The sequence below is a fragment of the Mesorhizobium sp. M4A.F.Ca.ET.022.05.2.1 genome (assembly GCF_003998845.1).
Taxonomy (GTDB): domain Bacteria; phylum Pseudomonadota; class Alphaproteobacteria; order Rhizobiales; family Rhizobiaceae; genus Mesorhizobium.
Map to the genome: position 1 here is coordinate 1 of NZ_RZOJ01000181.1, position 11,099 is coordinate 11,099.

Genomic DNA, 11,099 nt, shown 5'->3' on the forward strand with positions numbered 1-11,099 from the left:
GGGTGAAGGTTTCGCGCTGGTGGGCGATGGAAATCGCCGCCACGCGCGAGCCGCCGACCTTGCCGGCGACCTGCTTCAGCGCGGCAAGCAGCGCCGTCCACCAGTGCTCGGCGTCCTGTTCGAAATGGCCGGGCGCCGGGTTTGACAGCGGGTAGGTTTCGCGCGCCTGGAACAGTTCCGCCCCGTTCCGCGCGAAAGCCATCGCCTTCACGGCCGTCGTCGAGGCGTCGATCCCGATTACGACATCGTCCATCAGGCGGGGATCCGAAAATATCAGGCGGCGTTGGTGACGAACCGTCCGTCCGACTGGTCGAGACGACGGCGGATCTGGGTTATCACCATCGAATCGTCGGGTACACAGTTTTCATAGGTGAGGAAGTCGCCGGCCTTCACCGGCTTCACCACCTTGGCGCGTTCGGCCAGCCCGAGCGGCAGTGCGCCCCTAGCACGCGCGTCCTCCCATGTCATGGCGAAGCCGCGATAGTCGTTCTCGCCGATCATGCCGAGCGACTGGCCGGCGCCGAGGTTGCTCTTGGCGACCGCCACGGCTTCCGCCACCGGATGGTCGAGCGGCTCCATGTCGGCGCGCTTGTAGACCACGGCGCGCGCCGCCGAGAGCGGCACTTCCAGGCTGGTCAGATGATAGGGGCGGAAGATCGTGAAATAGGGGCCCTTGCCGACCTTGAGGTCGATCATGCGCTCCAGCACGCGCGGATGCTTCGTCTCGATGATGCAGAAGACGCCGGGCGCCACGCCCTTGCCGATCGAATAGTCGACCACGCCCTTGCGGTGCAGCACGCCGCCGTCCTCGCGCGGGCAGAGCACGCCTGCCAGTTCCTCGAGTGTCGCCGTCGGGCCGTGCATGCCCGGCACGTCCGGCACCAGGCCGGTGGCGTTGGCGATCGCCACCATCTCGATCGCCGTCTTCGAGCCGTCGACGAACTCGACCAGCATGCGCGCGTTCATGTTGCGCTCGCTGGCCTCCTTCTCGTAGTCGGCCGGCATGGCGTCGATCTTCAGCGGATTGTTCTTGCCCTTGCCGGCGGCGACTATTGTGAAGCCGAGGCTCTTGGCGAAGCCGATGATCTCCAGCGTGCAGGCGGGCTCGTCGCCGGCGGCGCCGGTGTAGACCACGCCTGCCTTGCGCGCCTCATCCTTGAGGAAGCGGCCGATGGTGATGTCGGCCTCGACATTGAGCATGACGATGTGCTTGCCGTTCTTCATCACTTCGAGGGCGAACAGCGTGCCGATGTTGGGGTTGCCGGTGGCGTCGATGATGACGTCGATGCGGCCGGCGGCGGCAAGCGCATGCAAATCCTCGGTGACGGCGATCTTGCCGGCCTCGATGGCGCGGTCGATGGCCGCGGCGTTGGGCGCCTGGACGATGTCAGCGCGGTCATGGCCGGCAAGCAGAGCGGCGTCGATCGCCGCCTGCGGCCGGACCTCGGAAATGGCGCCTATGCGCATGCCCGGCATCAGCGCGACCTGGACGACGATGTCCGTCCCCATCTGCCCGGCGCCGGCCAGGCCGATGGTGATCGGCCCGTGCTTTTCAGCGCGCTGCAGGAGCTCCGCTGCGAATTGCGGATGGGACATGTCGTTTCCTCCGGTCCTTGGCGCGCCGCTGCGCCGAAATGATCATTTTGAACATTCCTATTTCTATTTGAAAAATATTTCAACCGACATTTCGGCGTTGCCGGGCGGAATCAATTCGCTGTCCGACGGGTCCTCGCCCCCTGTCCTTGAGGGCATCTCCCCACAAGGGGAGGAGATCAGCCGTCACTGCGGTCTTCGCTAATGGGGAGATGTCAGGCAGGACAGAGGGGGGCGCGAAAGATCGAGGCGGTGATTGTTTCACACCGCTACGTTGCTTCGCCCGCGAATGATGACGCAAGATTCGCCGCTCAGAAATACCCGTCGGACGCCGCTGTAGCCTCTTTCGGGATTTCGACGCCGTCGACCAGGATCTTGTCGACCAGTTCGTGGTGGAAGCAGACCAGCCCCTTGATGCGTTCGGCCTCGTGCACCGGCTCGGGATAGTACCAGACGAGGTTCTCGTGCCGCCTGGTGCTGGTCGTCACATGGTAATAGTTGGAGATGCCCTTGTAGGGGCAGCGCGAGATGTAGCGGCTGGGCGCAAACATATCGAGCCTGGTGTCCGAGATCGGCAGATAGGTTAATCGGCCACCTGCTCACCGTCGAGGATGATGCGGGTGCGGTCGTTGATCGACTGCACCCCGGTCCACAAGGGCAGGCAGGCTTGCTCGGCGCCTGCGATGTCGAAGGCGTCGCGGCCAACGAGGCGTGGCGCAAGCACATCGTTGACGACGGCGGCCGCCGCCAGGCGTCGGCGCCTCGCCGAGGCCGACGAGACCATCCTCGGTCTCGACCTCGACGATGGTCGGCGAGAAGCCGTCGAGCTCGCCGAATACCCACTGATAGGGCGCTTCCAGCCGCAGGTTGATAGGCGTTGCCGATATGCGGCGGATATTCATCTTCAGCCGCCGATCTCGAAGAACGGTTTGCCGAGCAGATCCGGCACCACGTCGATGCCGAGGCCGGGCCCGTCGGGAATGCCCATGCGGCTTCCCGTGACCGGCGGCTTGTTCGAGGCGGTGCGCACCGTCACCCATTCGTGGAAGGCGATTGCGTGCAGGCGGCGCTCTTCCGGCGTCGACAGCGACAGATGCGCCATCGCAGCCGTATCGATCTCGGCGCCGCCGGTGTCCTCGACCGTGATCATGAAGCCAAGGTCGACGGCAACGTCGCGGATCTGACGCGTCCTGGTGACGCCGCCCAGTCGCGAGATCTTCAGCGTCAGCCCGTCGGCGGCACCCCTGCGGTGAATTTCCAGCATCTCCTCCAGCGAGGTGACGGATTCGTCCAGCACCATCGGCTTGTCGAGCATGCGGCGCACCGACATGTTCTCGTCGAGCGTCGTGCAGGGCTGCTCGAACGTGTAGTCGATGCCACGCGTGGCGTCGGCGAACTGGCGCGCCTGATAAGGCGTCCAGCCGGCGTTGGCGTCGCAGAAAATGACCGTGCCCTTCGGCACGGCGGCAGCGACCACCGTCACGCGCTCGATATCGTCGCGGACATTGCCGCCCACCTTGACCTGCAGCCGGTGGTAGCCCTCGGCGACGATGCGCCTGGCAAGCGCGGCCATTTGATCGAGCGTACCGTGCGTGACGACCCTGTAGAGTTCCGCCGTCTCGCTCTCGCGGCCGCCGAGCATGGTCACCAGCGGCACATCGGCGGCGCGCGCCGCGAGGTCCCAGCAGGCCATGTCGAGCGCCGACTTGATGTAGGGGTGGCCCTTGAACACCGTGTCCATCAGCCGGCCGATGCCGGCAAGGCCGCGCGGATCCTGGCCGATGAGATGAGGTGCGATTTCCGGCACGCCGGCGCGGGTGCCGGCCGGGAACGCGGCCGAGTAGAAATTGCCGAGCGGCGCCATCTCGCCCCAGCCGGTCACGCCGTTGTCGGACGTGATGGCGACGATCACCGCGTCGAAGCAATCGGCGACGCGCCCCTTCGACATGCGGTAGGGCCCGTCCACGAAGGGCTGCACGACATGGTAGGCTTTGATACTCTTGATCTTCACGTTGTCGTCCGTTGTCTGCGGGATTGGTCAGGCGCCCTTCGATGCGCGCTTTTCGAGGCCGCGCGCATAGGCGAGAAGCTCCTCGAAATCGAGGTCGATATGTTCGCGCGCATGGCGTTGGGCGGCGCGCATGTCGTTGCCTTTGAGCAGGCGCACATAGGTGTCATGCACATCCTCGGCGGGTACCGGCTCGGCGCGGGCCTGCTGGTGGAGGGCGAAATACATCTGCAGCCGGCTGGTCAGGCGCTGCCAGGTCTCGAGCAGTACGGAATTGTCGGCCCATTCGTAGATGAGGCCATGCAATTGCAGCGCAGTCTCGATCTGGCGCGTGGTGTCGAGCGCCCGCGTCGCCTGCTTCACTGCTTCGTGGCGGCGGTCGAGTTCGTGGAAGAAGCGCTGGTCGCGCAGCGGCCAGGTGCATTCGATGGCGAATTCGTCGAGCACCTTGTTGAGCGAATAGGCGTCGATGATGTCCTTGGCGGTGACATCGATGACGAAGGTGCCGGCGTAAGGAATGCTGTTCAGGATGCCTTCCTGGACCAATTCGCGCATCGCTTCGCGCAACGGCGCGCGGCTCACCCGCATCTGTTCGGAGATCCTGAGCTCGTTGAGCTTCTGTCCTGGTTCCAACTGGCCGGTCAGGATGGCGCGTCTGAGCAGCGCGACGATCTCTGCCCTCCGCGTCGTATCCGCGATCGGACTGAAATCCAGCTTCGCCATGCGCCTACTCCGGATGAGGGATTGCAAGACAAGCAGATTGTCGACAATCCAACAAGAGGGCAATTTACGAATTCCGGAATTTTGTCGATGGCTCAAGCCGCCCGGCCGTAGAAGCTGATCCGCTCTTCCTCGCTGAACATTGCGCCGGGCCGCTCGTAGTAGAGAACACCGCGATCATGCGCTGGCGCTCGCCCTCGACCGTGGTGACGCGGTGCGCGGTGTAACCCGAGCTGGGCGGAATGGTTCGGCGCCTCCGGCGGCAATCGCGCGCCGGATCCCTCGCATGGCCGCCGCGTCGGCCTGTCCAGCCTGGCGGTATCCTCCGCGAGGCTGGGGCTGGGAATTGCGCTTGGCCAGAAGATCATGGCCAGCGCCGATCTCGAAGCGGGTCGCCTGATCGCGCTATCGCCCGTCTCGGTGCGCCTCGGCCAGCCCTATTGCGCCTTCATGCTGCCGGCAAAAGGCCGAGCGCGCCGACATTGCCGGGCTGGTGGAACTTCTCAACAAAACGGCACCCTCGACGTGGGAGTCGAGGGCGCCGCGGGACCGGGACTGATGGGGGTTATCAGCTGGCCGGTTTCTGTTGCGGCAGCGGCGAGACCGGCATGCCGGGTCCGATCTTCTGCAGATTGCCGGTGATCACCTGGTCGCCCTCGGAAATGCCTGATGTCACGGATATCAGGTCGCCGTCGGTCGGCCCGAGCGAGACCAGCTTCTGGTCGACCGTGTTGCCCTTGCCGACGACATAGAGGTACTTGCCGAGCTGGCTGGACCCCAGCGCCACCTGCGGCACCATCAGCGTGTTCGGCTGCTCCTTCACGTGCAGCCGGACCCGCACATACTGGCCGGGCAGCAGCGAGAATTTCGCATTGCCGATCGTCGCCCGCGCCGTGATCGTGCCGGTCGAATGGTCGATCGTGTTGTCGATGAAGGTGAGCTCGCCCTTCTGGCTGGGCTCAGTCTCACCGGGCAGCAGAACATCGACGGCGATCGGGCCGGCTGCCTTCGCGGCTTCGATTTCGACGAGATCGGTCTCGCTCGGATTGAAGGTGACGTAGATCGGGTCGAGCTGCACCAGCGTGTTGAGCACCGTGCCGGCGACGCTGACCAGCGTGCCGACCGAGGCCTGGTTGCGGCCGATACGGCCCGGGAACGGCGCCTTGATCTCCGAATAGCCGAGGTTGAGCTGGGCGGTGCGCAGCGCGGCCCTGTCGACTGCAAGCGCTGCCTCGGCCGCGCGCAGGGTGCTCGTGCGCTGGTCGAAACTGTCCTTGGCGAGATAGCCGCTCTTGGCGAGTTCCGTGCCGCGGCCGAGATTGGACCGCGCATAGTCGAGCGTCGCCGTGTCGCGCTCGATCTCGGCCTTCGCCTGGTCGAGTGCCGCCTGATAGTCCTCGGGCGCGATCCGGTAGAGCAGGTCGCCCTGCTTGACGTCGCTGCCGTCGGCGGCAGCCTGCTCCTGCAGGTAGCCCGGCACGCGGGCCTGCAGGGTGATGCTGCGGATCGGTTCGACCCGCGCGGCATAGTCGAGATAGATCGGCAGCGTCCTCTTCACCACGTTCACCACCGGCACCGGCATCACGAACGCCGCCGGAGCCGGCGCTGCCCCTGCCGTGCCGGCATTGAGGCTGAGACTGCCCATGTCGAGCAGATGGACGCTGGCCATCGAGATGGCACCGAGCGCCACGGCCGTTCCCAAAGCGATTTTCCATTTACGCATTTTGGTCTCCAATCGTTTTCCGCCGCCTGCGCGAGCTATTCAGCCGCCTGGGCGAGCGGCTGAAGCGCCGGCTCGGCGGTCGGTTCAATATCCTGATGGTGCGGAGCGGGCTCTCTGTCCTCGCCTCGCTCGCGCAGCTTTTCAATCACCGCGTAGAACACCGGCACGAACACCAGCGACAGCACCGTCGCCGCCACCATGCCGCCGAAGACGGTGGTGCCGATCGACTGCCGGCTGGCAGCACCTGCACCCGTCGCGAACATCAGCGGCAGGACGCCGAGGATGAAGGCGAACGCCGTCATCAGGATCGGCCTCAGCCTCAGCCGCGCGGCCTCCATCGCCGCTTCGACAATGCTCAAACCTTCCTCGCGCCGTCGTCTTGCGAATTCGACGATCAGGATGGCGTTCTTCGCCGCCAGGCCGATCAGCATGACGAAGCCGATCTGCGAGTAGACGTCGATCTGCATGCCGCGCAGCAGGAGCACCAGGAAGGCGCCGAACAGGGCGAGCGGCACGGCGAGCAACACCATGAAGGGCATCGCCCAGCTTTCGTATTGCGCCGCCAGGATCAGGAAGACGAACACCATGGCAAGCCCGAACACGATCGAGGCGATCGAGCCGGCCTTGAGCTCCTGGAAGGTGATGCCGGTCCACTCATAGCCGAAGTCCCTGGGCAGCACCGTCGCCGCCGCCCGCTCCATCGCCGCCACCGCCTGTCCGGACGAGAAGCCGGGAGCGGCACCGCCATTGATCAGGGCCGATGCATTGTTGTTGTAGTGCGGCACCGTCTCGGGGCCGACAATCGGCACCAGCCTGCCCAGCGTGCTCAGCGGCACCATGCCGCCCGCAGCGTTGCGCACATAGAGCCGCGAGATGTCGGTGGCATCGGCGCGCGCATCCTTGTCGGCCTGGATCGTCACCCGGAAGGTGCGGCCGAACAGGTTGAAGTCGTTGACGTAGAGCGAGCCGAGATAGATCTGCAGTGTGTTGAACACATCGGGCAGGCTGAGCCCCAGAAGTTTCGCCTTGCTGCGGTCGAGGTCGTAGTTGAACTGCGGTGTCGACGTCGAGAAGGACGAGAACAGCTGCTGCGGATTGAGTTCCGGCTGCTTGCGCGCCTCGGCGATCAGCGCCTGCGTGACATCGTTGAGCGCAGCACTGCCACGACCGGAGAGATCCTCGACCTGGAACTCGAAGCCGCCGGTGGTGCCGAGGCCCGGGATCGAAGGCGGATCAAAGGAGAGCGCGAAGGCCTCCGGTATCTGCAGCAGCTTGTTGCGCACCTCAGCGACCAGCTTCGAGGCATTCTGGTCGGGTCCACGCTCGTCCCAAGGCTTCAGGATCGCGAACTCCACCGCCGAGTTCGACTGCGCGGCGCTGGTCAGGAAGTTCAGGCCGCTGATCGAGCCGACAATGTCGACGCCGGGTGTGCTCTGCAGGATGTCGCGCGCCTTCTCGGCCACCGCGTCGGTGCGCTCCAACGAAGCGCCGTCAGGCAGCTGGATGACGACGAAGAAATAACCCTGGTCCTCGACGGGGAGGAAGGTCGAGGGCAGTTTCTGCCAGACGAAATAGGTAGCCACCAGGCCGGCGGCGAACAGACCGAGCATGGCCCAGCGCAGCCGGATCAGGATGCGCACGCCATGGGCGTAGGCATGCGACAGCCATTCGAAGCCGGCATTGAACCAGCGGAACAAGACGAACTGCGTCTCGCCGCGATGGCGCAGGAACGCGGCGCTCAGCGCCGGGCTCAGCGTCAGCGAGTTGAAGGCCGAGATGCCGACCGAGATCGCGACGGTGAGCGCGAACTGGTTGTAGAGCCGCCCCGAGACGCCCGGGATGAAGGCGACCGGGATGAACACCGCCATCAGCACCGCGGTTGTGGCGATGATCGGTCCTGTCACCTCGGCCATCGCCGCGCGTGTCGCGGCAAGTGGTTTGAGGCCGGCCTCGAGCTGTCGCTCGACATTCTCGACGACGACGATCGCGTCGTCGACGACGAGACCGATCGCCAGCACCATGCCGAGCAGCGACAGCATGTTGAGCGAGAAGCCCAGCATGTACATCACCGCCAGCGTTGCGATCAGCGACACTGGGATGGCGATGGTCGGGATGATGGTGGTGCGCCAGCTCTGCAGGAAGATGAACACCACCGCCACGACCAGCACCAGCGCCTCGCCAAGCGTAATCAGAACGTCATGCATCGAGGCCGACACGAAGCGCGTCGTGTCGTAGTGCATGGCGTAGTTGACGCCCTTCGGGAAACGCGCCGACAACTCCTGCATCTTGTCCTTGACCCGCTGCTGCAGGTCGAGCGCGTTGGAACCCGGCATCTGGTAGACGGCGAGCACCACCGTCGGGTCCTTGCCGAAGAAAGCGGACGAGGAATATTGCAGCGCGCCGAGTTCGATGCGCGCGACGTCGCGCAGGCGCACCAGCGAGCCGTTTTCAGAATTGGCGCGCACGACGATCTCGCCGAATTCCTTCGGGTCGCTGAGGCGGCCGACCGCGTTGACCTGCATCTCGAAGGCGGTGCCGGCCGGCGCCGGCGACTGGCCGATCTTGCCGGCCGCGACCTGCACGTTCTGCTCGGCAATGGCGTTCTGCACGTCGACGGCGGTTATGCCGAGATTTGCCAGTTTGTCCGGGTCGAGCCAGACGCGCATCGAATAGCGCCGCTCGCCGAAGATCTGCACGTCGCCGACGCCGGGCAGCCGCTTCAGCGGGTCGACCACCTGCAGATAGGCGAGGTTGCTCAGCGCCACCGGATCGACCGAGCCGTCCGGCGAGGTGAGGTCGACGATGAGCACGAAATTGGGATTCTGCTTCTTGATCGTCACGCCGCCCTGGTTGACGATCGCCGGCAGCGAAGACGCGGCCTGCGAGACGCGGTTCTGGACGTCGACGGCGGCCGTGCTCAGCGGATAGCCGACATCGAAGGTGATGGTGATGGTCGAGGAGCCGTCATTGGAGCTCGTCGACGACATGTAGGTCATGCCCTGCACGCCGTTGATCTGCTGTTCGAGCGGCGTGGTTACCGTATCGGCCACGACCTGCGCGCTGGCGCCCGGATAGTGGGCGCTGACCACGACCTGCGGCGGCGTGATGTCGGGGAACTGCGACACCGGCAGCAGGAAATAGGCGATCGCGCCGGCGAGCACCATGATGATGGCGATCGCCGATGCGAAGATCGGACGTTGGACGAAATAGTTCACCATGAGACGCAGGCCTCGTTGAATGCTTTTGCTTCGCCAAACGCGTTGGCGATCCTGGACAGCTGCCGGCTACGCACTGAGCTTGAGTCTTCCAGAAAACGCGGCAGCGCCTTGCGGTCCGGCGCCTGCATGGCCGCCTTTGAACGCAGCATCGCCTCGAAGCTGCGCGGGTCGACCCGATCCGCCATCATCACCAGCCGGATCATCGGATCCCGGATGGCCTCGTCGATCGTCAGGTCTTTGCGCTTCTGCATAGGAGCGGTTCCTTGCTTGCGGCCCGCATCGGAATGATCGCGAACCGTTTTTCTCTTCTTCACCGGCCGAAGCCGCATGACAGGCAGGTTTCTGGCCCTATCTCACCCTGCAGGACCGATCGGTCTTGTCGTTGACGCGGAGAGACATAGGTGTTACCAGTAAGTAACATTCTGGAAGTTACAGACCGGTAACACCTTAGTCAAGAGGTGGCCGAGGGATTTTTGGAAACGAAAGGAGATCATGATGGCAGACGGCGTCGTGGAGCGCTCTCGCCCCCGGGATCGGATCCTGGAGACGGCGCAGGACATGTTCCACAAGCACGGCATCAAGGGTGTTGGCGTCGACGCCATCACCGAGGCTGCCGGCACCAACAAGATGACGCTCTACCGTCACTTCGAATCCAAGGATGACCTGATCATCGAATGCCTGCGCGCCACGGCGGCAAAGGCTTCACGGATTTGGGACGAGTTCGAAGCCAGGCACCCCGGAGACAAGCTAGCCCAGCTGCATGACTGGGTTCAAAAGGCTTCGGAAATGCTCAGTGCCGATAGCCGCGGCTGCGACATGGCCAACGCAGCCGTCGAACTCAGCGAGACCGATCATCCGGCCAGACGCGTCATCAAGGAATTGAAGGAAGCCCAGCGCGAAAAGCTAGTTTCGCTCTGCCGCGAAGCCGGCATCGGCCAGGCCGAGCTTCTCGCCGACACGCTGTCGCTGCTGCTCGAGGGCGCGCGGGTCTCCATGCAGAGCGTCGGGTCGGAAGGCCCGAGCGCGCAGTTCGTGCGCATGGCGGAGGGCCTGATTGCGTCGTTCAGGGCGCGCTGATGTCGTCGCCTCATCCTGGCTCTGTGATCCTGCCTCAGAATCAGGCGCCCAGCTACGCAATGGGTCAGGCAAGTTTTCCGGAGATGTACGAGCGCTGGCTCGTGGGTAGCCTCTTCCGCCCTTGGGCCGAAGTGACCTTCGAAGAAGTAAAGCTGACTCCAGGCCATCGTGTCTTGGACATCGCCTGCGGCACAGGAATAGTTGCGCGCGTTGCCAGGGAACGGCTCGGTGCCGCCGGATGTGTTGTCGGCGTCGACATCAGCCCAGATATGCTTGCCGTCGCGCGCACCGTGGCGCCAGACATCGACTGGCGCGTGGGCAATGCCGGCGCACTGCCGCTCCGTGACGGAGAGCAGTTCGACGTTGTGGTCTGTCAGCAGGGGCTGCAGTTCTTTCCCGACAAGCCCGCCGCGGCGGCAGAAATGCGGCGAGCACTGGCGCAGGGCGGCCGGCTGGCAGTTGCCACTTGGCGCACCGATGAGGAAATCCCCTTCTTTCGAGAACTCCGCCGCGTCGCCGAGCGACTCCTCGGCCCAATCGCGGACCTGCGCCACAGCTTTGGGAATGCGCCGCCGCTCGAGGCGCTGCTCCGAGACGCCGGCTTCCACGACGTTCGATCAAGGACAATATCGCGCACCATACACTTTGAGGACGGCGCGCCCCTCCTGCGATTGAATACGATGGCGCTGGTCGGCATGAGTGCTGCCGGCAAGGCAATGGCCGATCAGGAACGCAAGCGGGTCGTGGAGGACATCGTGAG

The 11,099-nt window shown here is 64.6% G+C and carries 10 protein-coding genes and 1 pseudogene; 3 read left to right on the forward strand and 8 right to left on the reverse strand.

The window, feature by feature from the left end; genetic code table 11:
* Together EN745_RS19565 and EN745_RS19570 are read right to left on the reverse strand one after the other, a co-directional pair.
* On the reverse strand, positions 1–253 hold a 253-nt coding region (locus tag EN745_RS19565; RefSeq protein WP_245487771.1), incomplete at its 3' end, for an FGGY family carbohydrate kinase.
* Between the two features lie 20 nt (positions 254–273).
* Entirely contained in the window at positions 274–1,596 is a 1,323-nt protein-coding gene (locus EN745_RS19570; RefSeq protein WP_126056022.1) for a homoserine dehydrogenase, read from the reverse strand.
* Here EN745_RS19570 and EN745_RS19575 point away from each other — a divergent pair.
* Positions 1,595–1,798 (forward strand): hypothetical protein, encoded by a 204-nt coding sequence (locus EN745_RS19575; RefSeq protein WP_127422043.1) that lies wholly within the window; start codon positions 1,595–1,597, stop codon positions 1,796–1,798. The genes EN745_RS19570 and EN745_RS19575 overlap by 2 nt on opposite strands.
* A 106-nt stretch (positions 1,799–1,904) precedes the next feature.
* Here EN745_RS19575 and EN745_RS19580 read toward each other — a convergent pair.
* The 6 genes and pseudogenes from EN745_RS19580 to EN745_RS19615 form a co-directional block, all read right to left on the reverse strand.
* A pseudogene (locus EN745_RS19580) lies at positions 1,905–2,224 on the reverse strand (DUF427 domain-containing protein); the annotation flags it as partial.
* A gap of 273 nt (positions 2,225–2,497) precedes the next feature.
* The gene (locus EN745_RS19585; protein ID WP_126056021.1) at positions 2,498–3,604 is read right to left on the reverse strand and encodes a mandelate racemase/muconate lactonizing enzyme family protein; all 1,107 of its coding nucleotides are present in this window, start codon (positions 3,602–3,604) and stop codon (positions 2,498–2,500) included.
* Positions 3,605–3,631: 27 nt separating this feature from the next.
* Positions 3,632–4,324, reverse strand: coding sequence for a GntR family transcriptional regulator (locus tag EN745_RS19590; RefSeq protein ID WP_126056020.1), 693 nt, complete (start codon positions 4,322–4,324; stop codon positions 3,632–3,634).
* A gap of 565 nt (positions 4,325–4,889) precedes the next feature.
* On the reverse strand, positions 4,890–6,044 hold the full coding sequence (locus tag EN745_RS19605) for an efflux RND transporter periplasmic adaptor subunit (RefSeq protein WP_126056019.1): 1,155 nt from the start codon (positions 6,042–6,044) through the stop codon (positions 4,890–4,892).
* A 35-nt stretch (positions 6,045–6,079) separates the two neighbouring features.
* Positions 6,080–9,262, reverse strand: a complete 3,183-nt coding sequence (locus tag EN745_RS19610; protein ID WP_126056018.1) for a multidrug efflux RND transporter permease subunit — start codon at positions 9,260–9,262, stop codon at positions 6,080–6,082.
* On the reverse strand, positions 9,256–9,513 hold the full coding sequence (locus EN745_RS19615) for a hypothetical protein (RefSeq protein ID WP_126059190.1): 258 nt from the start codon (positions 9,511–9,513) through the stop codon (positions 9,256–9,258). Before EN745_RS19615 ends, EN745_RS19610 begins: the two co-directional genes overlap by 7 nt.
* A gap of 244 nt (positions 9,514–9,757) precedes the next feature.
* Between EN745_RS19615 and EN745_RS19620 the strand changes: the two genes are divergently transcribed.
* Both EN745_RS19620 and EN745_RS19625 read left to right on the forward strand, forming a co-directional pair.
* Positions 9,758–10,339: a TetR/AcrR family transcriptional regulator gene (locus EN745_RS19620; protein WP_126056017.1), complete on the forward strand. Its 582-nt coding sequence runs from the start codon at positions 9,758–9,760 to the stop codon at positions 10,337–10,339.
* Between the two features lie 59 nt (positions 10,340–10,398).
* The coding region (locus tag EN745_RS19625) for a methyltransferase domain-containing protein (protein ID WP_189363093.1) at positions 10,399–11,099 on the forward strand (701 nt) is incomplete at its 3' end.

Coding starts and splice junctions, on each gene's coding strand:
- EN745_RS19575 (WP_127422043.1), top strand. CDS start 1,595: ATGTCGTTTCCTCCGGTCCTTGGCGCGCCGCTGCGCCGAAATGATCAT.
- EN745_RS19570 (WP_126056022.1), bottom strand. CDS start 1,596: ATGTCCCATCCGCAATTCGCAGCGGAGCTCCTGCAGCGCGCTGAAAAG.
- EN745_RS19590 (WP_126056020.1), bottom strand. CDS start 4,324: ATGGCGAAGCTGGATTTCAGTCCGATCGCGGATACGACGCGGAGGGCA.
- EN745_RS19605 (WP_126056019.1), bottom strand. CDS start 6,044: ATGCGTAAATGGAAAATCGCTTTGGGAACGGCCGTGGCGCTCGGTGCC.
- EN745_RS19610 (WP_126056018.1), bottom strand. CDS start 9,262: ATGGTGAACTATTTCGTCCAACGTCCGATCTTCGCATCGGCGATCGCC.
- EN745_RS19615 (WP_126059190.1), bottom strand. CDS start 9,513: ATGCAGAAGCGCAAAGACCTGACGATCGACGAGGCCATCCGGGATCCG.
- EN745_RS19620 (WP_126056017.1), top strand. CDS start 9,758: ATGGCAGACGGCGTCGTGGAGCGCTCTCGCCCCCGGGATCGGATCCTG.